Annotated in this window: 24 protein-coding genes and 1 rRNA gene; 17 read left to right on the top strand and 8 right to left on the bottom strand. The window is 38.4% G+C overall.

What is annotated here, in order from left to right; genetic code table 11:
- Nucleotides 1-221: 221 nt before the first annotated feature.
- Entirely contained in the window at nucleotides 222-890 is a 669-nt protein-coding gene (locus GZA11_RS08465; RefSeq protein WP_163183460.1) for an SDR family NAD(P)-dependent oxidoreductase, read from the bottom strand.
- 87 nt (nucleotides 891-977) lie between these two features.
- On the opposite strand from GZA11_RS08465, the gene GZA11_RS08460 reads away from it, so the two are divergent.
- Nucleotides 978-1,301, top strand: coding sequence for a YfhH family protein (locus GZA11_RS08460; protein ID WP_269153303.1), 324 nt, complete (start codon nucleotides 978-980; stop codon nucleotides 1,299-1,301).
- A gap of 58 nt (nucleotides 1,302-1,359) precedes the next feature.
- Here GZA11_RS08460 and GZA11_RS08455 read toward each other — a convergent pair whose 3' ends face one another.
- A complete protein-coding gene (locus tag GZA11_RS08455; protein WP_163183459.1) occupies nucleotides 1,360-1,515 on the bottom strand; it encodes a small, acid-soluble spore protein K in 156 nt (51 codons plus the stop codon).
- A 131-nt stretch (nucleotides 1,516-1,646) separates the two neighbouring features.
- Between GZA11_RS08455 and GZA11_RS08450 the strand changes: the two genes are divergently transcribed.
- Nucleotides 1,647-1,913 (top strand): YfhJ family protein, encoded by a 267-nt coding sequence (locus GZA11_RS08450; RefSeq protein WP_038539932.1) that lies wholly within the window; start codon nucleotides 1,647-1,649, stop codon nucleotides 1,911-1,913.
- Between the two features lie 43 nt (nucleotides 1,914-1,956).
- Here GZA11_RS08450 and GZA11_RS08445 read toward each other — a convergent pair whose 3' ends face one another.
- The gene (locus GZA11_RS08445; protein ID WP_038539934.1) at nucleotides 1,957-2,937 is read right to left on the bottom strand and encodes a metal-dependent hydrolase; all 981 of its coding nucleotides are present in this window, start codon (nucleotides 2,935-2,937) and stop codon (nucleotides 1,957-1,959) included.
- Between the two features lie 162 nt (nucleotides 2,938-3,099).
- Between GZA11_RS08445 and mutY the strand changes: the two genes are divergently transcribed.
- On the top strand, nucleotides 3,100-4,206 hold the full coding sequence (gene mutY / locus GZA11_RS08440) for an A/G-specific adenine glycosylase (protein WP_163183458.1): 1,107 nt from the start codon (nucleotides 3,100-3,102) through the stop codon (nucleotides 4,204-4,206).
- A 37-nt stretch (nucleotides 4,207-4,243) separates the two neighbouring features.
- Here mutY and GZA11_RS08435 read toward each other — a convergent pair whose 3' ends face one another.
- Complete coding sequence (locus GZA11_RS08435; RefSeq protein WP_038539939.1) at nucleotides 4,244-4,435, bottom strand: hypothetical protein; 192 nt, start codon at nucleotides 4,433-4,435, stop codon at nucleotides 4,244-4,246.
- A 115-nt stretch (nucleotides 4,436-4,550) separates the two neighbouring features.
- On the opposite strand from GZA11_RS08435, the gene fabL reads away from it, so the two are divergent.
- The 5 genes from fabL to GZA11_RS08410 all read left to right on the top strand — a co-directional run bounded on the left by fabL (nucleotide 4,551) and on the right by GZA11_RS08410 (nucleotide 8,666).
- Nucleotides 4,551-5,300 carry an enoyl-[acyl-carrier-protein] reductase FabL gene (gene fabL, locus GZA11_RS08430; protein ID WP_163183457.1) on the top strand — a complete coding sequence of 250 codons (750 nt, stop codon included), beginning with the start codon at nucleotides 4,551-4,553 and terminating at the stop codon, nucleotides 5,298-5,300.
- A 74-nt stretch (nucleotides 5,301-5,374) separates the two neighbouring features.
- Nucleotides 5,375-5,587, top strand: a complete 213-nt coding sequence (locus GZA11_RS08425; RefSeq protein WP_038539947.1) for a gamma-type small acid-soluble spore protein — start codon at nucleotides 5,375-5,377, stop codon at nucleotides 5,585-5,587.
- Nucleotides 5,588-5,754: 167 nt separating this feature from the next.
- On the top strand, nucleotides 5,755-6,012 hold the full coding sequence (locus GZA11_RS08420) for a YgaB family protein (protein ID WP_163183456.1): 258 nt from the start codon (nucleotides 5,755-5,757) through the stop codon (nucleotides 6,010-6,012).
- 162 nt (nucleotides 6,013-6,174) lie between these two features.
- Complete coding sequence (ntdP, locus tag GZA11_RS08415) at nucleotides 6,175-6,705, top strand: nucleoside tri-diphosphate phosphatase (RefSeq protein ID WP_038539952.1); 531 nt, start codon at nucleotides 6,175-6,177, stop codon at nucleotides 6,703-6,705.
- Between the two features lie 191 nt (nucleotides 6,706-6,896).
- Nucleotides 6,897-8,666, top strand: a complete 1,770-nt coding sequence (locus GZA11_RS08410) for an ABC transporter ATP-binding protein (protein WP_163183455.1) — start codon at nucleotides 6,897-6,899, stop codon at nucleotides 8,664-8,666.
- A gap of 176 nt (nucleotides 8,667-8,842) precedes the next feature.
- Here GZA11_RS08410 and GZA11_RS08405 read toward each other — a convergent pair whose 3' ends face one another.
- The 3 genes from GZA11_RS08405 to GZA11_RS08395 form a co-directional block, all read right to left on the bottom strand.
- A complete protein-coding gene (locus tag GZA11_RS08405; RefSeq protein ID WP_038539956.1) occupies nucleotides 8,843-9,913 on the bottom strand; it encodes an FUSC family protein in 1,071 nt (356 codons plus the stop codon).
- A gap of 197 nt (nucleotides 9,914-10,110) precedes the next feature.
- A complete protein-coding gene (locus tag GZA11_RS08400; RefSeq protein WP_163183454.1) occupies nucleotides 10,111-14,580 on the bottom strand; it encodes a glutamate synthase-related protein in 4,470 nt (1,489 codons plus the stop codon).
- Between the two features lie 297 nt (nucleotides 14,581-14,877).
- Complete coding sequence (locus GZA11_RS08395) at nucleotides 14,878-16,173, bottom strand: glutamate-1-semialdehyde 2,1-aminomutase (protein ID WP_328822041.1); 1,296 nt, start codon at nucleotides 16,171-16,173, stop codon at nucleotides 14,878-14,880.
- A gap of 168 nt (nucleotides 16,174-16,341) precedes the next feature.
- Here GZA11_RS08395 and GZA11_RS08390 point away from each other — a divergent pair, with 168 nt between their 5' ends.
- The 7 genes from GZA11_RS08390 (at nucleotide 16,342) to perR (ending at nucleotide 21,387) form a co-directional block, all read left to right on the top strand.
- Nucleotides 16,342-17,355, top strand: a complete 1,014-nt coding sequence (locus tag GZA11_RS08390) for an ABC transporter ATP-binding protein (RefSeq protein ID WP_038539961.1) — start codon at nucleotides 16,342-16,344, stop codon at nucleotides 17,353-17,355.
- The gene (locus tag GZA11_RS08385; RefSeq protein WP_163183453.1) at nucleotides 17,348-18,139 is read left to right on the top strand and encodes an ABC transporter permease; all 792 of its coding nucleotides are present in this window, start codon (nucleotides 17,348-17,350) and stop codon (nucleotides 18,137-18,139) included. The genes GZA11_RS08390 and GZA11_RS08385 overlap by 8 nt, the downstream gene beginning before the upstream one ends.
- A gap of 6 nt (nucleotides 18,140-18,145) precedes the next feature.
- Nucleotides 18,146-18,931 (top strand): ABC transporter permease, encoded by a 786-nt coding sequence (locus tag GZA11_RS08380; RefSeq protein ID WP_038539966.1) that lies wholly within the window; start codon nucleotides 18,146-18,148, stop codon nucleotides 18,929-18,931.
- A gap of 107 nt (nucleotides 18,932-19,038) precedes the next feature.
- Nucleotides 19,039-19,437, top strand: a complete 399-nt coding sequence (locus tag GZA11_RS08375) for an ion channel (protein WP_321175663.1) — start codon at nucleotides 19,039-19,041, stop codon at nucleotides 19,435-19,437.
- Between the two features lie 82 nt (nucleotides 19,438-19,519).
- Nucleotides 19,520-19,987, top strand: coding sequence for a thioredoxin-dependent thiol peroxidase (gene bcp, locus GZA11_RS08370; RefSeq protein WP_038539972.1), 468 nt, complete (start codon nucleotides 19,520-19,522; stop codon nucleotides 19,985-19,987).
- Between the two features lie 288 nt (nucleotides 19,988-20,275).
- Nucleotides 20,276-20,827 (top strand): cob(I)yrinic acid a,c-diamide adenosyltransferase, encoded by a 552-nt coding sequence (locus GZA11_RS08365; protein ID WP_038539974.1) that lies wholly within the window; start codon nucleotides 20,276-20,278, stop codon nucleotides 20,825-20,827.
- A 107-nt stretch (nucleotides 20,828-20,934) separates the two neighbouring features.
- Nucleotides 20,935-21,387: a peroxide-responsive transcriptional repressor PerR gene (gene perR / locus GZA11_RS08360; protein WP_038539977.1), complete on the top strand. Its 453-nt coding sequence runs from the start codon at nucleotides 20,935-20,937 to the stop codon at nucleotides 21,385-21,387.
- A 303-nt stretch (nucleotides 21,388-21,690) separates the two neighbouring features.
- Here the strand turns inward: perR and GZA11_RS08355 are convergent, their stop codons facing one another.
- Nucleotides 21,691-22,041, bottom strand: coding sequence for a YgzB family protein (locus GZA11_RS08355; protein ID WP_038539980.1), 351 nt, complete (start codon nucleotides 22,039-22,041; stop codon nucleotides 21,691-21,693).
- A 151-nt stretch (nucleotides 22,042-22,192) separates the two neighbouring features.
- Here GZA11_RS08355 and GZA11_RS08350 point away from each other — a divergent pair, with 151 nt between their 5' ends.
- Nucleotides 22,193-23,068 (top strand): nucleotidyltransferase-like protein, encoded by an 876-nt coding sequence (locus tag GZA11_RS08350; protein WP_038539983.1) that lies wholly within the window; start codon nucleotides 22,193-22,195, stop codon nucleotides 23,066-23,068.
- 270 nt (nucleotides 23,069-23,338) lie between these two features.
- A 16S ribosomal RNA gene (locus GZA11_RS08345) occupies nucleotides 23,339-23,555 on the top strand; the annotation flags it as partial.

The raw sequence follows: 23,555 nt of genomic DNA, 5'->3' as shown, positions 1-23,555 counted from the left end.
TAGCGGGATGAGTTTTTATTGAGGGCCTACTAAAAGGAAGGGAATGCTTAATCGTTGTAGACGAAAAATGTAATTTCAATACGACTTTTTCTTGCAATGAGTGAACGAACTCTCCTTCACCTCGATAGTAAGTAACATTAATTTAAGACATTCATTCTTTCATCGCAGTTAGGAGAGTTCCAGTACATACTGATCCTTATCTTATCGTGCAGAGTACTTTTCTATTTTTCAATAATGATTGTATCTTCATCCATCTTCTCTATAATGATTTCTGCCACTTCTCTAGGGGATTTTAGCCGTGAGCGATCTTTAACGAAGTTATTTTCGTCCCAAAATGGAGTATCCATGCCTCCCATGTACACAGCATTGATTTTAATGTTGTTGTTTTCGTATTCTTTTTGAAGGCTTTCGGTAAAACCGCGAACAGCAAACTTGCTTGCACAATAAACAGTTTCATGTACCTTGCCACGCAAACCTGCTGTGGAAATGATATTCATGATACGACCTTCACCACGCTCAAGCAATAAAGGTAATACAGCTTTCGTCATATAAATAGTTCCTAACACATTCGTGTTTAGCATTTCGGTGATTTGCTCCTCAGTCAATTCAGGAAACGGTCCAAAATGGCCGACACCTGCATTGTTGACTACTCCAAAAATATCAAACTGCTCGCGAACTTCTTCCATTTTCTCCAATATCTCTTTTTTATTACGAATATCTAAAGTAAGGATATCTGCCTTTCCACCTTGAGATTCAATCATATTTTTTACGTTTGATAATTTATCAGCGTTTCTCCCTATAAGTAATAAATGAAATCCTTTTTGGGATAAAAGTAAGGCCAATTCCTTTCCTAATCCGGAACCGCCACCAGTAACTAATATTGTTTTCATAAAATTGCCTCCTACTCAGTAGTTGTACTTTATTAATTGTACAAAAATTACTATACTAAAATAAAGAGAAGGGTGGGAGTGAGGAAGTTGCATCAGGAGAAACGATATAGTGAAATGACTGAACAGGAGTTAAGACAGGAAATTTCCAAGCTACAGGAACAGGCGAGAAAAGCGGAGCAAATGGGAATGGTTAATCAGTTTGCAGTATTAGAAAGAAAGGTTCAAATGGCTCGCGCATACTTAATGAATCCTGATTCGTTCAAACCAGGGGAAATTTATGAAATTGAAGGAGCTCCCGGGGAGTATTTCAAAATAGACTACATGAACGGGGTTTTTGCATGGGGTTACCGCTTAAATGGTGATGGTAAAGAGGAAGCATTGCCGATTTCTCTGTTAAAGTGGTTGAAATAAGTGGAAAGAGCCAGAGATGAACTTTCTCTGGCTTGTTCCATTATACATTGACATAGGACTATTCTTCCCGTTGTCCGGACGCTCTCATTCGCTCTTGCGGATGGGTATTAATGGTACCGTCAGCTCGTTTGGATGCATATTCTGCTTTAGCCCGCGGTTCCCCTTCCAATTTATTGTTATTTTGGTTCGGGAAAAGTCTTTCTTTATTTCTCATAATGTACCTCCATAAAAAGGAATGAGAAAACGTGAGAAACAAAGCGATTCACTTTGCCAACCACGTATAGTTAGTATTTACTTATATATATCGCTTATGTTAAAAGAAAATGGAAAAGGAGTGAATGATTAATGAATGATTTTCATGAAAGATTAACAAAGATATTGTTGGATAAGAATAACCAACTTTCCTATAATCAGGCCCGTACATGGATTGAACTACTTTGGGAGGATTTTGAGACTACCTTTGCCAAGGCAGGGCAGCAGTATATGGGCAGTGAAATGACGGAAAGAATCGTCAGACAATGGATCGAAAATTACGGGGATAAGCTTCATGATTTTATAGCAACAAATCCAAAGTATGAAAAATATTTCCAACTAAATAATAATGTACATTAAAAAAATCGGCTTGGGTTTCCACGCCGATTCTTTCTATATAGATTTATCCGGGAATCATTCTTAATTTTTTTCGCAGCTTTTTCTCACTGTACACCCAACCGGTATAGGAATTAATCACTTTTAAGTCCCGATCCAGCTGAACAACGGCTACAAATGGATAATGACCATTGCTACGATACCGCAAGTCGATAAAGCGAACCTCGTAATAGTTATCGTATTCATCCACTTCCCAGCGATATACGGGTGAAAAGGAGAGAAAGGCAGATACATTTTCATCATTTTTAGCCGCTTCAATCACAGGGGTTTTTGGGACTGGAATCCGTCGAAAACGATCCAAAATGTTTACTTTTCCATTTTCTGCTCTACCGACAAAAAAGGTATTCTCGTTCATTGCTGCAATTCGCCATTGATGGAACCTCAATGTCGGGGCAATAATGATGTCAGTAGCATCCGGAATTAACTTTCTAACTTCAGCAAGTACTCTTTTTTTCGCTTGATACCGTTTAATATAGTATCCAAAAATGATCAGATACATAATTAGGAAAGTATAGCCTGGATTTGCTCCCAAGGCCCAAATAATTATGCCAACTACGTGAATCGTAAAAATGAATGGATCAAAAGTATTAATTACCCCTAACGCCACCCATTTGGAGGTAAATGGCCTTAGTGCTTGTGTTCCGTAAGCATTGAAAATGTCAACAAATACATGAATAAAGACAGCTGCAAATGTCCACGCCCACAAATGCAGAATGTTGGCTTCTGGAAAAAGAAAATAAACAACGGCAGTAATAAGGAGAGGCCATATTAAAACGGCGGGTATGGAATGTGTAACACCGCGGTGGTTTCGAATATAAATAGCGTTATTTCTAAGTTTTAAAACTGTGTCAATATCTGGAATTTGCGACCCGACAATGGTGCCGATAAATACACTAGTTGTGGTAGCAGAGCTTGCTGCAACAACAGGGTCAAGAGTGGCAAGCCCTCCAAGGGCTATGCCCATTACAATGTGAGTTCCCGTATCCAAGAAAATCCTCCTTTATTTCACTTCTTGTCAAATTGGACAAATTGACTTATCGTAAAACAGACTGCTTTTACATTTTTAAAATATAGTATGACCAACGTTCATTTGAATTTCTCATCATATCCCCTAATTTATCATGTTTTATAGCGGAGGATTTTATTAGTTATGTTAATTGAACTAAAAAATATCAATAAAATCAATATCACTTCTTTTCAAAATGATTTAATAACTTGGTTTCAACAAGAGAAGCGTGACTTGCCTTGGCGCAAGGACCGGGATCCTTATAAAGTATGGGTTTCAGAGATCATGCTGCAGCAAACGAGGGTAGACACAGTCATTCCTTATTTCAATCGCTTTATTGAATGGTTCCCAGATATTGATGCTTTGGCTGAGGCTGAAGAGGATAAAGTTTTAAAAGCATGGGAAGGACTAGGTTATTATTCTAGAGTAAGAAATTTGCAATCTGCTGTTCGTGAGGTAAAAGAAAAATATCATGGGAAGGTACCTGACACCCGTGAGGAAATTGCCACACTAAAAGGTGTTGGTCCTTATACAGCGGGGGCGATTCTTAGTATTGCCTATGGCATTCCAGAACCGGCTGTTGATGGTAATGTTATGAGAGTCTTGTCGAGAATTTTGTTAATTTGGGAAGACATTGCCAAGGCATCCACTAGAAAAGTGTTTGAAGAAGCTGTCAGGAAGCTCATTTCACATGAAGACCCTTCATCTTTTAATCAGGCGTTAATGGAACTTGGGGCACTTATTTGTACTCCAACCTCACCATCATGCTTGTTATGTCCTGTTCGTGAACATTGTCAAGCATTTGAAGAAGGAGTTCAAAATGAACTCCCCGTAAAAACAAAAAAAACAAAAACCCGTGAGGTTCAGTTAGCAGCGGCGGTTTTATTAAATGAAGACGGGAAAATCTTAATCCATAAACGTCCGTCTGATGGATTACTTGCAAATTTATGGGAATTTCCAAACGTGGAACTCCATCATCCGATTCAGCATGAACGGGGAACTATAATGGATTTATTTGAAAATTCATTGGGTTTAAATGTTCATCTAAACAAAGTTATAGGACAAATCGAACATGTTTTTTCTCACCTTGTATGGAAGATCAAAGTTTATATTGGAACCATAAATAACAAAATTGAAGAGAACAGCGAATGGAAACTAGTCTCAACCGAAGAACTTGAGGAATATGCTTTCCCGGTCTCTTATCAAAAAATGTATAAATTATTCCTAAAACAGAAAAGAACGCCAAAATAAAAATGGCGTTCTTTTCTTCTCAATTGAGAAAATATAGTCATTTACCTAGCGTTTTTATCCCACCGCGCCTTTCTATTTCCTCAATAATCTCTCTGTGAATGGACTGCCCCTCACTATTTAAATAAGGTATCATTTGTTGCAGTGCATGATGAAAAAAAGCAAGCTCATCATTATTCCAATCTGATATGGACATCATGGAAAGCTCTGTCATATCCCGTCCTGTGTACATATCACTCCATCCTTTCATAAGGGATCTTTTGCCTAAGTTTTGTATAATCATTGTCTTCTATGCATGGAAAAGCTAAAATTAAACTCAAGACAAAGAGTTAGAAAGGAAATGAAAAATGACGCAAAAGGTAGCATTAATTACCGGCAGCAGCCGAGGAATAGGAAAGGCGACTGCCATCAAGCTTGCAGAAGCTGGATATGATATTGTTATTAATTACGCACGAAGCAAAAAAGGTGCATTGGAAACAGCTGAGCAAGTTGAAGCTTTGGGAAGAAAGGCATTAGTTGTTAAAGCCAATGTTGGTGATGTCAACAAAATTAAAGATATGTTTGCACAAATTGAACAGGAATTTGGTCGTCTGGATGTATTTGTGAATAATGCAGCCTCAGGGGTGCAGCGTCCAGCGATGGAATTGGAAGAATCGCATTGGGATTGGACATTAAATATTAACAGTAAAGCTTTATTATTTTGCGCTCAGGAAGCCGCCAAACTAATGGAGAAAAATGGTGGAGGAAAAATTGTAAGTATCAGCTCTCTAGGTTCCATCCGTTATTTGAAAAATTACACAGCAGTAGGTGTTTCGAAAGCAGCATTAGAAGCATTGACACGATATTTAGCTGTTGAGCTAGCACCTAAAAATATTGTTGTAAATGCAGTATCCGGAGGAGCAGTTGATACCGAGGCGCTGAAACATTTTCCAAATCGGGAAGAGCTGCTACAAGAAGCAGCTGAGAAAACTCCAGCCGGCCGAATGGTGGAAATTGATGATATGGTTAACTGTGTCATGTTTTTAATATCCGATAAATCGAGTATGATCAGAGGGCAAACCATCATTGTTGATGGAGGTATTTCTTTACTCGTCTAGTTTTTCATTTTAATTTAAATTTTTTGGATAATCTCCACAGGGAAGGGTAAATTAATCCCGTGGAGGTGATAACAATGGCAAACAATCAACAACAACCAAACAAAACTACTGCTGGAACTAACATCCAAGAAGTAAGACAACAAAACGCACAATCAGCAACTACAGGTACTACTGGTAAATTTGGTACTGAATTTGCTGCTGAAACTAATGCGCAAGAAGTTAAAAAACAAAACCAAGCTGCTGAAGCTCGTAAAGGCCAAAACGCTGGTCAATTTGGCCAAAGCTAATTAACTATACTTAAGAAAAAGGCGCTCCATCTCGGAATGGAGTGCCTTTTTCAAATTCAATGGTACAAAAAAGACAAAATATCCTTTCATTCAACATAAGTAGTCAAAGGAAAAAAGAAGATCTGAAAGAATACATAGTATAGTAAATTTTTTAGGCGGTGAAGGAAATGGATCATTTTAACAAACTAGTTTCCGAGCAAATGGTTACGATGGACAAATTATTATATCTTCAATCCGAACTTGAGCGTTGTCAAAAAATCAAAGCTGAACTACAAGCATTACAGAATGAGACAGACCTTGAGAGCATTCAATCAGATATTCAAAAGATGAAAAAAGAATTAAAAGAGATTCAGTTCATTTTTGAAAAACAGACGGAAGAGGTTATTAATTCCTATCGAGAGATGAATATAACTACTGCTTTATAGCGTATTTTTTTGAAAGAGCCATGGAAATAATGGCTCTTTTGTTTTAAATTCTGTGTTCAACCGTTATAATAATAGAAAAAAGGAATTTACTTTGTTGCCTTTTGTCGTAATGAATGGAAAGATTAGGTTGCAAAGCGTTCGGTAATGAAGGTAGGGGAGAAAATGGGCGTACCCATCGAAGGTGAACCAATACAAATACATAGCTATAAACACAATGGGCACATCCATCGCGTCTGGGAGGAAACGACGGTTTTAAAAGGAACACAGAATTTGGTCATTGGCGGAAATGATCGGACTCTTGTAACAGAATCAGATGGAAGGACATGGATAACTAGAGAACCGGCTATTTGTTACTTTCATTCCCAGCATTGGTTTAATGTAATCGGAATGATTCGGGAAGATGGAATTTATTACTATTGCAATATTAGTTCACCTTTTATATTTGATGGTGAAGCATTAAAGTATATCGATTATGATTTGGATATTAAGGTATATCCTGATATGACCTTTCATTTGCTTGATGAGGATGAGTATGAACGCCATCGCCGGGAAATGAATTACCCGGACGTGATTGATCAAATTTTAAAAAGAAATGTGGACAAACTCATTCAATGGATCAGACAGAGGAGTGGCCCTTTTGCCCCCGATTTTATCGATATTTGGTATGAAAGGTATTTAACATACAGACGATAATTGAATGTAGGGGAAAAATGCCTGTTGAGAGAGTCAACAGGTATTTATTTTTTTGATAGGAAAGTGAAGCGTTAAATTATTTGGCGGTCAGTTAACCATTGATCAAAAAACTTTTCTGCCCATTAAATAATTTAGATCTAGTGCGGTGCAAAAGGAACAGTTAAGTTATTTAGGAAGAGGGGGGACTGTCTGTGAGCAGTATCCGAAGATACCTTCAATTTGTAAAACCATATCGTTGGCAAATCATAGCCACAATTATTATTGGGATTATTAAATTCTCCATTCCTCTCATTATTCCGATGTTAATTAAATATGTCGTGGATGACATTGTTCAAAATCCGGAACTAATCCCAGATGAAAAAATAAAGAAATTATTATTCATATTAAGTGTGATGTTCATTATTTTTGTTATTCTTAGGCCACCTATTGAATATTATCGCCAGTATTTTGCACAATGGACATCTAATAAAATTTTATATGATATTCGGAATATGATGTATAGACATATTCAAAAGCTCAGCTTTAAATACTATAGCAACAACCGTGCAGGGGAAATCATCTCTCGTGTGATTAATGATGTAGAGCAGACAAAAACTTTTGTTGTTACAGGATTAATGAATCTATGGCTCGATGTCGCTACCATCATTATTGCCATTTTTCTAATGTTTTCTTTAGATATAAAACTAACATTTGTCTCGATTTTGCTTTTTCCACTTTACGCTTTCTCAATCAAATACTTTTTTGGAAATTTGCGGAGGCTAACAAGAATACGGTCTCAAGCTCTTGCTGATGTGCAAAGCTATTTACATGAAAGAGTACAGGGAATGCCGGTCATAAAGAGCTTTGCCATTGAAAAACATGAACAAGCTCTGTTCGACAAACAGAATCAAAATTTTTTGGACAAAGCGCTAAATCACACTAGCTGGAATGCCAAGTCATTTTCCGCAGTCAATACCATTACTGATATTGCTCCATTAATTGTGATTGGTTATTCAGCTTATTTGGTCATTCAGGGGCAGCTTTCATTAGGAACTATGATTGCGTTTTTTGCTTATATTGACAAGTTATATAATCCACTTAGAAGATTGGTTAATTCTTCTACTACGATTACACAGTCATTTGCTTCTATGGATCGGGTTTTTGAGTTTTTGGATGAAAAATATGATATTACGGATGAAAAAGACGCGGTGGATTTGAAACAGGTAAAAGGAAATATTATTTTTGAGAATGTTTCCTTTTCCTATCATGAAAATGAGGATATGGTATTAAAAAATATCAATTTAAATGTGAAAAAAGGGGAAACCATAGCCCTTGTTGGAATGAGTGGTGGAGGAAAATCAACGCTAGTAAGTTTAATTCCGCGTTTTTATGATGTGACAGAGGGTAGGATCCTCCTTGATGGAACTGATATTCGGCGTTTTCGTGTCCAATCTCTAAGAGATAAAATCGGTGTGGTTTTCCAAGATAATTTTTTGTTTAGTGAATCAGTTAGGGATAATATTCTATTGGGAAAACCAGACGCAAGTGAGGAAGAGGTAGTTCGAGCAGCGATCGCGGCGAACGCTCATGAATTTATTACACAGTTGTCAGAAGGATATGACACAAAAGTCGGTGAAAGAGGTGTGAAGCTTTCTGGCGGTCAAAAACAGCGGATCGCCATTGCTCGTGTGTTCCTAAAAAATCCGCCAATCTTAATATTAGATGAGGCGACTTCTGCTCTTGATTTAGAGAGTGAACATTTCATCCAAGAGGCATTGGAAGATCTAGCAAAGGACCGCACGACTTTTATTGTTGCCCATCGTTTATCGACAATCACTCACGCTGACCGAATCGTTTTGATCGAACATGGACAAATTGTGGAGATAGGTACACATGAGGAATTAATGGCGAAACAAGGGAATTATTATCAATTATTTCAAGTTCAGCAATTGGAAAGTAGAAAAGAGCAAGCACCGTGCTAAGCCGCTAAAGAGTTTGCGAAAGACATTCCATGAGTCGAAAACATACTTTCTCAGCAAAACTTAAGAGGGTGTTCCTAAAAGTGTAACTTTTAGGAACACCCTCTTTTTTTACCCTCTCGATCCTTGTCTGCTGATTTCCGTTGCAAGTTTTGCTTTCTACCGATGTGCAAGGATGACTATTGGTTCTCTTCAATGCACATTTCGTCGTGATGGTAGTAATGAAAACTCGTAATCAGCACATCAAGATGTTCTACTTGCTCCGAATAATCAATAATGGCCGAAACAATTTGCATCGTATGGAAAAGATGTGGATTATTTTGACCGTACATTTCACTTTGATATGCTAAAAAGAAATCATATAGTTTCTTTTTATTAATTGTTACCTTCTCTTCTTGATTAGAAGGTGGAGTAGGCACCTTTCCAATAAATCTAAGCATCAGCTGCTCGTGGAAATAAATAAGATTATCCACTTGTTCTTGAAGTGCTTGCCTAAACTCCTCAGGAAGCATCAGTACTTCGTTTTCGAATCGATGTAATTTTTTTAATGTATTTAATCCTTTATTGGCGGTTATGATCATCTGCCGGTAAATCACTAGCTTGCGGGATTTTTCTAAATGTTTCTTTTTGAAATAGCTTCGTTCTTCCTTATACATCGAATAAAATTGCTCCATCGCTTTCACACAGTCTCTTAATTTTTCTATCTCGGTTTTGAGAAGCTGATGGTCGAAGTCTTGACGAGTGCTTAAGCGAATCCATTTAATAATCTTTTCCGTCGTTTCCACAATCTTTTGGTAGAGTTTGTTTTCATATTTAGGAGGCATAAACACAAGGTTTACAAGGAATGCAGAGAATACCCCTATCATAATAGTGGAAAAACGAATCCCAGCAAATTGTATGAAATTTTCAGCAGGTGTTTCCATGATAGAAATCAAGGTGACTAAAGAAAGTCCAATCGTGTTTTCGAGCTTCAGCTTTAAATTAAGTGTAATCACAAGAATTGCAGCCAAGCCTACGACAATAAAATGATTTCCTAATAGTAATACACAAAAAACTGCTAGTAAGGCTCCAATGATATTGGATTGAATTTGTTCAATAATGGTTAAATAAGACCGATAAATGGTCGGTTGTATCGCAAAGATCGCGGCAATTGCTGCAAAAACTGGTGAAGGAGAATTTAGCAGCTGAGCCAGATAAAGTGATAAAACAATTGCTATTCCCGTTTTAAAGATGCGGGCACCTAACTTCATGTTATAAAAAATCCTTTCAATTCTACATTTCATCATTCATAAACAACTAAGTACTATACATGGATTAAACCATATAATCAAGTGAAATTTTATGTACAAATGATAAATTTTTTGTTAAGTTTTTGAAATGTATCTTACATAAAAAAAGCATCCGCCAATTGAATGCGGATGCTAAAAAAGGGACCTATTAAAGGAAATTATTCAGTTGAAACGGATGGGTCGGCTTGCTCTTTAACTGGGACAATCTGCACAAAGTGCTTCTCTGGTGCTTGAATCAAGCATTGCAGCTGCTCAGCTTCTTCGGCCTGACCATTTGATTCTAGTAAATGAGCATATTTTGTTAATAGTTCAAGAACGTCCTGTTTGCCTTTTTCATTTAATTCTTCGATAGATACTTTAGCACCTTTGGCAATTCTTCTCTCAATAGCTTTTTTCGTTAACCCCATTTCAGGCTGTTGACGAATATAAACAACACCGCCAGTCATACCTGCACAAATCCATGGACCTGGATCCCCAAGAACAAGGCCTCGCCCGTTTGTCATATATTCAAATGCAAATCCTTTAATATTTGCATTCGCACCTATATTTCCATTTTCATTTTCAGGGATAGGTTTTACCAATTGACCGCCAATAATCATATCTGCACCAGATAAGCGGATTCCGGCACGAGCGTCAGCGTTTCCTTGAGCAACGAGTAGACCACGTTGTGCTCCATAACCAAATCCTTTACCAACAGATCCGTTTACATATTTGCCATTTTTTCCTTTTGCTTTAAGAACATGAATACTTCCACCATAAGAAGTTTTACCAACACCGTCTTGACCGCCACCATTTACGGTGATCTCGATTCCATCACTGTTGTAGGCACCAAGGCCGTTCCCAGGAATGGATCCTTCCTTATATTTAAGTTGAACAGGAGGAAGCTGCCTATAAGAGCCGTCCAAACGGCCACGCACGCGGTGGCAGGAAACACGGCTTCCCAATACACGCTGATTGGATGTGACACTGACAAATTCCCTTGAAGATTGAAGTTGATCTACACTTGCATCTAAATATTCCGCACCGCAAGCCACTTGCATGAGTACTTCTAATGTTGATTTTGAATCTTCCATTTTTGCAAATTGGCTGATGGATAATGGTTTGAGTAAATAAGATAGGTTAAGCTGTCCTTCACCTTTCACCTGTTCTAATAGATCCGAACGTCCAACAGCATCTTGAAGATTCTTAATTCCCATTGAAGCAGCAATGGCTTTTAATTCTTGGCCAAATGCGCCAAAAAGGTTTACGATTCCTTGTACCGCTTTATCAAATTGACGTGGTACAAATCGGCGGAGCCCATGTTCTTTCGCCTGAGCTTCTGATTCAATTTGAGTCGCGATACCAACATGGCATGTGTCTAAGTGACAACCACGGCATGTTGTACAGCCGATGGATAGCATCGCCAGTGTACCAAAGCCGACACGGTTGGCTCCAAGTAACATAATTTTCATAACGTCCATGGCACTTTTTATACCACCGTCAGCCCATAGTTCCACTTTATGGCGTAATCCACTCTCCAATAGGGCGTTATGAGCTGCTTTTACTCCGATTTCAACTGGTAGACCAACATGTTGCAGAGCATGGATTCTGGCGGCACCAGTACCACCGTCAAAGCCGCTTAATGTAATAATATCTGCACCAGCTTTTGCGATACCAACTGCAATAGTTCCAATGTTCGGAACGACTGGTACCTTAACCGCAATTTTTGCTTGGTCATTCGCTGTTTTCAATTCAAGGATCATTTGGGCAAGGTCCTCAATCGAATAAATGTCATGGTTATTTGATGGTGAAATTAAATCGGAACCGAGCGTTGCATTCCTTGCAGCTGCTACCTTAGTCGTTACCTTTGAACCAGGTAAGTGACCGCCTTCACCAGGCTTTGCCCCTTGGCCAATCTTAATTTCTAATAGATTAGAAGAGTTTAATAGCTCAGCATTGACGCCAAATCTACCAGATGCTACTTGTTGACCGCGGGTGCGTGGATATTTGCCAAGCATATCTTTGATTTCTCCGCCTTCACCATTTAGACTCACCATGTTTAAGCGGTCCGCCCCTTCTGCATAGGCACGGAAGGCAATCTCATTTTGCGAGCCAAATGACATGGAAGAAATGATAAATGGCAAATCATGTTCTCCTACACGAATGTCAACTTCCTCAGGTGATAATGGCTTTTCACTCTGTTTCAATCCAATTAAATGGCGGATTGTTGTTGGATTCATTGTTTCTTGCTCTGTAATCTTATCGCGGTACACACCATAATCTCCAGTACTTGCTAACTCGCTAATGGACTTCCAAATCCGTGGGAAGAGATGGAAGGTTTTTCCGATTCGTTCTTTTTCATTATGGAAATCTTCTGCTCTTTTCAAAGCATCTTGCTTCATTGCTTCAAAGTCGGTCTCAATTTGATCGGAACCAAAGAAGTTGATGATATTTAAAACTTTGGCAACCTCTTCATGAAGCCCTATGCTTGAGAATAGGCGACCATACCCGCGGAGTTCATGGATTCCAATGGTAGATATTACTTTTTCTAACCCTTTTGTTAAAGCACTGTATAAATTGATTAATGGTTTTTCTGTCTCACCTAGAACAGTCAGGAACATATAATAAGGACTGATTAAATCTGCTCCTAGGCCAAATACAGTAATGATGTCGTGTAAAGAGCGAATGGCTGCTGAACGTACTAATAATGAGCAATCTCTTCTTAACTCTGCTTTGACTAATGCTTGATCAATGGCTGATGTCACTAGATGTGGGTCAATCCAATAGGCCTCTTCTTGATGAGCTTTACTATCATCTAAAATGAGCAAGCTTTTACCGGATTGGACTGCCTCGACTGCTTCATTTGCCAATCGATCAAGCGCTTCATTCAACGTCTCATCTTTAGAAAATGTCATTGAAAGATAGGCAGTCAATTTACGTTTTTGGAAAAACTGCACGACCTGATCGAAACTTAGCTGTTGCAGGATTGTCGAACAATTGTATCCTGCCTTTCCTTCTATAAGTATTGGGGTGGTTAACTCTATTACGGTTTCAGCGTCTTTGTTCGAAAACAAGTCAGGACGTTTTCCGATGATGACACGGGTAGAGAAATGCTCTGTTTCTCGCTCGCGGTCAATCGCAGGATTCGTGACCACAGCTACGCTTTCCTTAATATAATCGGCAATATTGACTCGTTCTGGATTTAAAGCGGCAAGCGGTGCGTCATGACCGAGGGAACGAATAGGCTCCACACCTTTTTCAGCCATTTGCTCGATTAATTGGATATGGTCTCTCTCCCATCCAAAAGCCTTATATTGGCCATTATGAAGTTTATCCGGATATTGCATAGTTACGGTTTTTTCAAGTGAAGGTGGTGTTAGACGCAGTCTCGATCCACTAAGATTTAACCGTTTGGAAAAACGACGATAGACTTCGTTTTGATATTCAGTATGTTCGTAAACATCCAGCACTTGGCCATTCCATTTAAAGCCCACCTTTTCACCAGGTGCTAATGGCTTTGGATCATTTACATACTCGGTTGTTGGAATAATTCCCGGTTCAGACGAGAAGAGGTAAGAGGTTTCCGTTTCGAGCATCCAAAGCGGTCGAAGTCCTAAAGCATCCACGCTGAACACAGCTTCATCGGCATAACGGGATACGATACCGGCCGGACCTTGGGCGAAGTGCCCCCATCCTTCACGGAGATAAGTATATAAATCTTGTAAATGTTCCGGATATGCTTTGATTTCATTGACAATAGGTGGGAACAAAAGGTCCATCACTTCAAATAGGGTATAGCCATCTCGACAAATGAATGTTTCCATTGTCCGGCTTAGATCTTGTGAGTCACTGCCGTCTTTTACAAGAGGCACACCAATCATTTTTGCCTCGTCACGAAGCTTGGCAATTGTATTAATTTCTCCATTATGGCCAAGAACGCTGAAAGGCTGTACCCGGAAAAAGTTTGATAGTGTATTTGTTGAATATCGGTTATGTCCAAGTGTCATTGTCGAAGCCACGAGTGGGTTGGCTAAGTCTTTATAGTAACGCGGAAGAATATCTCCTGCTCCCATAACTTTATAGACTACATGGTTTTGACTTAATGATGCTACATGAACATGCTCATTTTCCTCAAAATCTATTAAAGTTTCAAAAAGGACCTTGGTTAATTCTTGCCCTTTTTTGTAAGAAAGACAAGCAAACTGCCAAAAGACAGGGTTCTCCTGAATGGCAATTGGACCAAGGGCATCTGGGTCTGTAACCTGATCTGTCTCAAATATTAGTTCTAATCCATGATTTTTAAGTTTCGTGATTAATTCCTGTTTTGTAGTTTTCCAATCTGTTTTTTGGCTAACAAAAACATGGCCGACAGCAAATTGTTCTTTCTCCACGAGAGAGGGATCTAGGTCTGCCTGAAGTAATTTCTCTTTCCAAAGTGCAACTGGAATATCGATATGAATTCCAACACCGTCGCCCTCTCCATTAATAAAACCTGCACGGTGGTTCATCGTTACAAGGGCGTCAATACAGTCAAAAATATTTTTCCTTGTTGGGATTTTGTGTTTTTCAAGGCAAGCGACAATCCCACAAGCATCATGTTCCTGCTTATGGAAATCTTTGAAAATAGCTGGGGTCCATTTTTCTGTCATGTTACGGGCTTCTCGAGGCATTCCTCAGTAAGCCGCTTCACCTCCTATGATAGATTAGTTGCGAGTAGTATTGTGAATTGGATTCGACACTTTAATGAGGCATAAAATTAAAGAATGGAAAAATAATAAATTTATATTATCATATGAATTTTCGGAAATCAAATAAATATTCAAAAAAGTGGATGAAGATTGGAATGGGAGATAGAAGGAAAAGTCTAAAATTGCAAGCGTTTACATAAAGAAAATAAATAAAAGGGAGTGATTTTTCACTCCCAAATTTGCATAAAAAATGTATATTTATTCTGGTTTGAGTGCGGAGAATGCATTTCTTACTGCATGTAATGTAGCCTCAACATCCTCTTCTGTATGAGCAATGGTAAGGAACCATGCTTCATATTTGGAAGGTGCGAGATTAATTCCTTGGTGGAGCATTAACTTGAAAAATTTAGCAAACATTTCTCCGTCAGTATTTTCCGCCTGCTCGTAGTTTTCTACTTTTTCATTTGTAAAGTAGACTGTCAAGGCACCTTTTAAACGATTGATTGTAATAGGAATATTGTATTCTTTGCTAGCTTCAAGAATTCCAGCTTCAAGAATGGCGCCAAGACGGTCGAGATGCTCATATACACCTTCTTGTTTCAACACTTCCAGGCAGGCGATACCGGCAAGTATGGAGGCAGGATTTCCAGCCATCGTTCCTGCTTGGTAAGCTGGGCCAAGAGGGGCTACTTTTTCCATAATGTCTTTTCGACCACCATAGGCACCAATTGGAAGGCCGCCGCCAATTATTTTTCCTAGTGCCGTTAAATCTGGTTTAACGCCGAGTAAATCTTGGGCACCACCGTACATAAAACGAAATGCTGTAATGACTTCATCGTAAATGACTAAGGCTCCGGCTGCATGGGTTAGTTCATTGACTTGCTCTAGGAAGCCTGGCTTTGGTTCTACAATCCCGAAATTGCCGACAATCGGTTCCACTAATACGGCAGCGACTTGGTTACCCCATTTATCTAAAGCTTCTTTAAATGGTTCAATATCATTAAATGGTACGGTAATCACTTCTTGAGCGATTGATTTTGGAACGCCGGCAGAGTCCGGTGTGCCTAGAGTCGAAGGGCCTGATCCTGCTGCTACTAACACAAGGTCGGAGTGGCCGTGGTAGCAACCGGCAAATTTAATGATTTTGTCGCGGCCGGTATAGGCACGAGCCACTCGGATGGTGGTCATAACAGCTTCCGTCCCAGAGTTGACAAATCGAACCTTTTCAAGGGAAGGGATTGCTTCCTTAAGCATTTTTGCGAATTTGACTTCATGTGGGGTTGGTGTTCCGTAAAGGACACCAGTTTCAGCTGCACGCTTAATGGCTTCGGTAATATGCGGATGAGCATGGCCAGTAATGATTGGTCCATATGCTGCTAAATAGTCGATGTATTGATTGCCGTCGACATCCCAAAAGTATGCGCCTTGCGCACGTTCCATTACGACTGGTGCACCGCCACCAACGGCTTTGTAAGAGCGAGATGGGCTGTTTACGCCTCCAACTATATGTTCCAATGCTTCCTTATGTAACCGTTCTGAATTCGTAAATTGCAAGGTAATTACCTCCTTATTGTTCTTATCAATCTATTTTAACACGTATTTCCTGTTTTAACTTTTTGACAATTCTCTCAGTGGGACATATTGTGCAGGACGTTTGTCTTCTCTTTCCTATTTAGCTAAACTATTTCATTATGGTATGCATCAAGGAGGTGCTAGAAAAACATGAATGCAATTGAGGTAAAAAACTTACGAAAAGAATTTAAAGCCTATTCCAGCCGATCAGGTTTAGCAGGAGCGTTTCGAGACCTTTTTACAAGAAATTATAAAATCATTCCTGCCGTAAATGATATTAACTTTACCGTTAAGCAAGGAGAAATGGTTGGGTATATTGGTGAAAATGGGGCAGGGAAGTCCACAACCATTAAAATGCTTACGGGAATCCTTACGCCAACTTCAGGTGAAATTACCGTTAATGGCATGAATCCCCATAAAGAGAGGGAAAAATTTGTTCAAACGATTGGGGTAGTATTCGGCCAGCGTTCCCAATTGTGGTGGGATATCGCTGTTCAGGAATCATTTCGTCTACTGAAAAAAGTATATAAAGTATCCGATGAGCAATACAACAATCATATGGCCCATGTGATTAAAACTCTGGATATCGAACCACTGCTCGATAAACCAGTTCGTAAACTATCACTTGGTCAAAGAATGAGGTGTGAGCTGGCGGCGGCCCTTATCCATAATCCGCCTTTACTGTTCCTTGATGAACCGACGATTGGCTTAGATGTCTTGGTTAAACTAAAAATCCGGGACTTTTTAAAAGAAATAAACGAAAAATATAACACCACCATTCTTCTAACCACCCATGATCTATCTGATATTGAAGCCTTGTGTGAACGCGTCATTATGCTTGATGAAGGGAAAGTCATATATGACGGGGCACTGAAAAAGTTAAAGGAGACGATGGATGACGGAAAAGAAGTGCAGTTTCAATTCCTGCAAAATGTCGACCTCGCTCAAGTCACTGCTTTAACAGCAGGAATGCCAGTGAAATGGGAGCTCAATGAAAAAGAACAACTTTTTACCGCCTATATTGAGGATCAAGATGAGCTGATTTCGCAACTGATTTCAAAGGTGGTTTCTATTTATAAGATTAAAGATATTAAAATAAACGAAACCTCTACAGAAGAGTTGATTCGCAATATTTATGAAAAGGGTGCGGTTGAAGTTGGATAAATATTTGGAAATGATTCGGATCCGGTTTTTAATGATGCTCGCTTACCGGACCAATTACTACACTGGCATTCTCATCTATAGCATTAATATCGGTGCTTATTATTTTTTGTGGTCGGCCATCTATGGTTCTAAAGAACAGATTCAAGGGCTTTCTGTTACTCAAATGACTACCTATGTAGCTATTTCATGGATGGCTCGTGCGTTTTATTTCAACAATCTCGATCGCGAAATGGCCATGGAAATTAAAGAGGGAAGAGTAGCTGTAGAATTAATCCGACCATACAATTATCTCGGAATGAAAACTATGCAGGGACTAGGGGAAGGTATTTTTAGATTGATTTTTTTCTCCATACCGGGATTTATACTGGTTTATTTACTTTTTCCTATTCAATTATCTTGGAAACCAGATATTTGGGCGCTTTTCGCCGTCTCTATCCTCTTAAGCTTTTTCATCAATACGGAGTTGAATCTATTAACCGGAATTACAACTTTCTTCTTATATAATAATACAGGCCTTATTAGGGCCAAAAGGGTAGTGATTGATCTGTTTTCCGGACTTCTCTTGCCGATGAGCTTTTTCCCTGGCTGGGCACAGGAAGTCATGAGATATTTGCCTTTTCAGGGAATTAGTTATATCCCAAGTATGATTTTTACTGAAGGGTTTAATCACCATCAGGCCGTCGAGGCGATCGGCCAGCAATTCCTTTGGGTCATTGTTTTATTTATTCCCATTCGTTTGGTATGGTCAATCGCTAAGAAACAGATGGTCATTCAAGGGGGATAAGTGGCAATGTTTTATGTAAAGATATTTTTCCAATACATGTCACAATATATAAAAACAAGGCTCCAATATCGAACCGATATTTTTGTTGAATTTTTTTCAGATTTACTTTCCCAAGCGATCAATTTGATTTTTATCTTGGTGGTATTTGGCCACACTCATTTATTAAATGGCTGGAACAGGGATGAAATTATTTTTATTTATGGATTTTTCTTGGTGCCTTTTGCTGTCTTTTCCGCCTTTTTTAATATTTGGGATTTTAATGAACGGTATATTGTTAAGGGGGAACTAGACAGGATTTTAACAAGGCCGATCCATAGTCTGTTTCAGATTATACTAGAACGAATGGAGCTTGAAGCGCTTTTAGGTGCTATTACAGGACTGGCGGTTATGATTTATGCTGGTTTACGTCTTCATATAAATATCGAATGGTATGATCCGCTGCTCTTTATTGTTTTTGTCATTGGTGGTGTATTAATTTATGGCGGTATCTTTATTATGTTGGCTTGTATCAGCTTTTGGGCAGATGCACGGACTTCGCTCATGCCAATGATGTATAACATTAGTAATTATGGGCGGTATCCGGTAAATATTTATAATCACATTATCCGCTTTGTGTTAACTTGGATATTACCATTTGCGTTTGTAGGTGTTTATCCTGCCGCATTTTTCTTGGAAAAACAAGAATGGTTTTGGTATTCCTTTTTAACACCTGTAATGGGCATTCTTTTCTTTACTATATCCGTGATTCTCTGGAATCAAGGGGTTAAACGATATCGCGGAGCAGGAAATTAGTAAATATATAATTTTAAAAAAATAATGATGGGCAGATGGGACGGTTTGGATATTTTCATGGTCAAGCCGGCATAGAAATAGAATAACCCGTATCGAATTAGAGGTGTGTGTTATTGATCTATTTCCTATTGCCCATCGTTATTTTTTGCATTTTTATGAGTATCCGTACTTTATTCATTCCAAATACCATTAAAGGGAAGATTGTTTCAATTGATAATTTTTTTTATTTATTGACGGTTTATTTAACAGTAATAATCGGCTTTGGTTTGATTTATTTAATATTTGAATTAATCGGTTTAACCGTGCTTCTTGAGGTGAATCCCGAAAATCGAAATAATCCCTTTGAATCTAGCTTTTATTTTAGTGCGATGATGTTGTTTTCGGTTGGAAATGGGGATGTCATTCCTCATGGAATCGGCCGATTAATTGCCGCTGTGGAGGCATTAATTGGTTATACTTTACCAGCAGCTTTTGTGGCAAAAGTGTTTTTTGATAGGGAAAAATAAAATGGATTAGGCAGAATAGTTGTATTCCCCCAAATCTTTGGTTAGGCTGATGATAAATAATGACCATACTGGAGGGATTGAAATGACAGTAGAAGTTGGAAAGCAAGCCCCAGATTTTACACTAACAGCCCATAATGGGGAGACAGTAACTTTGTCAAATCTTAAAGGGAAAAATGTTGTGTTATATTTTTACCCAAAAGACATGACACCAGGTTGTACAACAGAAGCATGTGATTTTAGAGATCAATATGAACAGTTTGCCGAATTAAATGCTGTGATTCTGGGAGTCAGCCCGGACCCTGTTGAGCGCCATCAAAAGTTTGTTGATAAATATGGACTACCGTTTTTGTTGCTCGCAGATACAGACCATCAAGTTGCTGAAGCTTACGGTGTTTGGAAACTTAAGAAAAATTTTGGAAAAGAGTATATGGGAATTGAACGATCCACTTTTATTATTGACAAGGAAGGCATCATTGTAAAAGAATGGCGCAAGGTTCAAGTAAAGGGGCATGTAGAAGCAGCTTTAAACTATATAAAGGAAAACCTTTAAGCCTATTTTTATCAGTAAAGGCATTTGTCCAATGCATAAAAACTTTCATTGAATATCATTTTATTAGGGCATACCTCCTCAGATTATTTTTGGGCCAGCAAGTGGCCCCTTTTTTATGCAGTAAATTTCTAAATGCAACCATTCGATGATATGATTAAAGAAAATCATAATAAAATGGAACGGCTATTTTGTCATGTAACAAGAATCATGACTGATAACCATTTTCGCTGAATCTTTAACAAGGTATGTTGAAACTTATCTTTTCTTAAAACAAAGGGGGAGTTATGGATGAAAATTTACACAAAAACAGGGGATAAAGGAACAACCTCTCTAATTTACGGTGAGAGAGTGGCGAAAACTGATGTACGTGTCGAAGCATATGGCACATGTGATGAAACCAATTCCATGATTGGTCTGGCACTAAGTCATTTAAAGAAGGAAAATTTTCAAGGGAAAGAAATAATTGAAAAAGTATATCATAAAATACAAACAAATCTATTTCATGTTGGAGCAGAGCTTGCTACACCAAAAGGGAAAGAAGTAAAATGGAAGCTTGCAGAGGCAGACATCGAAGAAATGGAAAAACAGATCGATGAATGGGATGCAGAGCTCCCAACACTAACGAATTTTATTTTACCGGGCGGTCATCCAGCTGGCGCAGCATTCCACGTTGCCCGAACAATGGCGAGAAGGGCAGAAAGATGCGCCGTTGCTATAGAAGAGGATGTTAATCCATTAGTATTGGCTTTTTTAAACCGTCTATCTGATTTATTGTTTGTGACGGCACGCTATGTTAATTATCAGTTAGGAGAAAATGAACAAACATTGCATAGTAAGTAATATCAACAAAATGTTTATGCGGCATCATATTGACAAAACGACAAATTACTTAGTAAACTAATTATAACAATTATAAAGTAATAATATTTTTTGAAAAAGTGAGGTGCATGACGATGAATCAGTTAAAAGAAGCGTTGGAGACCTTAAAGGAAACAGGAGTACGCATTACTCCACAACGTCATGCGATTCTTGAATATTTGATAAATTCAATGTCACATCCTACAGCAGATGAAATTTACAAAGCTCTTGAAGGGAAATTTCCGAATATGAGCGTGGCAACGGTTTACAATAATTTACGTGTATTTCGGGAAGTCGGACTTGTAAAGGAATTAACCTATGGCGATGCTTCCAGCCGTTTTGATTTTGTCACATCCCATCATTATCATGTAATCTGTCAAGACTGTGGGAAAATAGTGGATTTTCACTATCCAGGTTTGGATGAAGTAGAGCAACTGGCCACTCATGTGACTGGCTTTAAGGTATCTAACCATCGTATGGAAATTTACGGTTCATGTCCTGAATGTACTGCAAAAAAAGAGAAAAAAGAAGTACAGCATTAATCTAAAAAAGACTGATTTGAGGGAAATCAGTCTTTTTTAGATTAAGCAAAGATCTTATCGACATCGTGAAACGTCGAACACAAGCGTTCTATTGATTTGTATCCTTCGCTCTCCTCCTTTAGACCGTCAAACATTCACCTTTAATTCGTTTGGATGGAGAGAATAATAAAGTAGGCTTTGGCAGCAAATGCATCATATGTCCAAAAGTGATAATTTTTTGGGAAGGTGATTACCGTAACCAAAGAGTTTTCGCATTTTGGATATTAAAAAGGATGAATTGGCAAATGCCGCATCATCCTTTTTTTATTTTCTAGATTTTTTATTATAGGATTCATCAAACTCTTTTCCTTCAAGTGTTGGATCAAGAGTTAGAGGCTCTCTACAATACATACACATGTCCACACGGCCAAGCATTTTTGTCGTTTTCCCACAGCCGGGACATATTACTTGAATCGTCCTAGTTGACAGCATACCGATCCAAAAATAAACAATTGTGCTGGCGATAATAAAAAGTAGACCAAGGATCATAAAAATGGTCATAATAATTGGTGAGGTACGGAAATAGATACCCCCATACATAACGATAAACCCAATGAAGATTAACGATAAAGCAAAAGAGCGGATTTTATTTATTTTACTAGAATATTTCGCCATGGTCTCACCCTCCTAGACAAACTATAACACAATCAAGCTGGGAGAAAAATAAAACTGTGGCTAGATGTCGAATTTTGTCTGAAATTCTAGCAGGAAATTTTAGCGCGTTGTCGAAGTAATATTGCTATCGAGAAAATTGGAGGTTGGATTCATGGAGGACATTCTTCGGCCCATCTATCAGGAAAGGGCTAGCCAACTAAATACTCTAGGAGTTTTATTGGTTGAAAAAAAACAAAAGTCAGCTCAAACCACAGATTTTTTTGATGTCATCTTACTTATCATTGTCAAAGAAGCAGATCAGCCTGTGTTTATAAAACATTATTCTTACGATGATAAAAAAGCGGCCATGCATGTTGTAACGGAAGAAAAACTACAGGAATGGCTGTTGTTGGGAACCAACAGAAAGATCTTTGAATGGATAGAACATTCCAAAATTATTTTTGACCGAAACGAATTTGTTGCTCGTTTAAAAACAGAGTTACGCGAATTTCCTTTTAATGGACGGAAAATCAAAATGGGTCTGGAATTTGCGAAGTTAATCCGCCGATATGTTGATGGCAAAGCATTTTTTGAAAGCAAACAATACTTGGATGCTTATAATCATGTTGTGCATTCCTTGCACCATCTTGCAAGATTAGCCATTATTGAGCATGGATTGCATCCAGAGTTGACCGTTTGGCAGCAAGTAAAACAAATTGAACCGGAAATTTATAAATTATATGAGGAACTTGTAAATAGTGAAGAAACACTAGAGAAAAGATTGGAGCTCTTATTTCTTGCCAGTGAATTTTTAATTCACTCGAGAGTCCATATCGGGACCTCGCATTTATTAAATGTGCTAAGCCGTAAAGATTATTGGATGTTTAATGAAATCATGACAGAACAAGAATTACTCCCTTATTCCGTAGATTTGTCTGTCTTAATTGAATATTTAATTGATAAACATCTAATTGAGGTCGTTAATCTTGAAACAAAAGGCCAGGGTGTTTTCCACCGATGTTATAGGTTAAATAAAAAAACATCATAAAAAAATATTAAAAAAACTATTGACCTATAATGAAATACTTGGTATATTAATAACCGTCGCTGCGATACAGTTGAAAAAACATAAGTTGCAGTCGACGGTTGCTTTTTTGAAAAAATAAAGTGTTGACAACAATGAACACTTTATGATAAATTAAAAAAGTCGCTCTTAACAAATTGTTCTTTGAAAACTAAACAACCAAAAACGTCAACAAATCACAACATTCGTTTCTATCGAAACGAAGCCAACGTTAATTTTATGAGCTAATCAACTTTTTTGGAGAGTTTGATCCTGGCTCAGGACGAACGCTGGCGGCGTGCCTAATACATGCAAGTCGAGCGGACCAATAGAAGCTTGCTTCTGTTGGTTAGCGGCGGACGGGTGAGTAACACGTGGGCAACCTGCCTGTAAGACTGGGATAACTTCGGGAAACCGGAGCTAATACCGGATAATTCATCCCCTCGCATGAGGGGGTGCTGAAAGTCGGTTC

Origin of the sequence: Neobacillus sedimentimangrovi (genome assembly GCF_010614825.1) — a bacterium.
In the GTDB taxonomy this organism is placed as follows: Bacteria; Bacillota; Bacilli; order Bacillales; family Cytobacillaceae; genus Neobacillus; species Neobacillus thermocopriae.
This window is presented reverse-complemented; position numbering and strand designations above follow the sequence as displayed.

Coding starts and splice junctions, on each gene's coding strand:
- bcp (WP_038539972.1), top strand. CDS start 19,520: ATGACAGTAGAAGTTGGAAAGCAAGCCCCAGATTTTACACTAACAGCC.
- GZA11_RS08400 (WP_163183454.1), bottom strand. CDS start 14,580: ATGACAGAAAAATGGACCCCAGCTATTTTCAAAGATTTCCATAAGCAG.
- GZA11_RS08380 (WP_038539966.1), top strand. CDS start 18,146: ATGTTTTATGTAAAGATATTTTTCCAATACATGTCACAATATATAAAA.
- GZA11_RS08450 (WP_038539932.1), top strand. CDS start 1,647: ATGAATGATTTTCATGAAAGATTAACAAAGATATTGTTGGATAAGAAT.
- GZA11_RS08435 (WP_038539939.1), bottom strand. CDS start 4,435: ATGTACACAGGACGGGATATGACAGAGCTTTCCATGATGTCCATATCA.
- GZA11_RS08355 (WP_038539980.1), bottom strand. CDS start 22,041: ATGGCGAAATATTCTAGTAAAATAAATAAAATCCGCTCTTTTGCTTTA.
- GZA11_RS08350 (WP_038539983.1), top strand. CDS start 22,193: ATGGAGGACATTCTTCGGCCCATCTATCAGGAAAGGGCTAGCCAACTA.
- perR (WP_038539977.1), top strand. CDS start 20,935: ATGACGATGAATCAGTTAAAAGAAGCGTTGGAGACCTTAAAGGAAACA.
- GZA11_RS08455 (WP_163183459.1), bottom strand. CDS start 1,515: ATGAGAAATAAAGAAAGACTTTTCCCGAACCAAAATAACAATAAATTG.
- GZA11_RS08405 (WP_038539956.1), bottom strand. CDS start 9,913: ATGAAGTTAGGTGCCCGCATCTTTAAAACGGGAATAGCAATTGTTTTA.
- GZA11_RS08390 (WP_038539961.1), top strand. CDS start 16,342: ATGAATGCAATTGAGGTAAAAAACTTACGAAAAGAATTTAAAGCCTAT.
- ntdP (WP_038539952.1), top strand. CDS start 6,175: ATGGGCGTACCCATCGAAGGTGAACCAATACAAATACATAGCTATAAA.
- GZA11_RS08365 (WP_038539974.1), top strand. CDS start 20,276: ATGAAAATTTACACAAAAACAGGGGATAAAGGAACAACCTCTCTAATT.
- mutY (WP_163183458.1), top strand. CDS start 3,100: ATGTTAATTGAACTAAAAAATATCAATAAAATCAATATCACTTCTTTT.
- fabL (WP_163183457.1), top strand. CDS start 4,551: ATGACGCAAAAGGTAGCATTAATTACCGGCAGCAGCCGAGGAATAGGA.
- GZA11_RS08425 (WP_038539947.1), top strand. CDS start 5,375: ATGGCAAACAATCAACAACAACCAAACAAAACTACTGCTGGAACTAAC.
- GZA11_RS08420 (WP_163183456.1), top strand. CDS start 5,755: ATGGATCATTTTAACAAACTAGTTTCCGAGCAAATGGTTACGATGGAC.
- GZA11_RS08465 (WP_163183460.1), bottom strand. CDS start 890: ATGAAAACAATATTAGTTACTGGTGGCGGTTCCGGATTAGGAAAGGAA.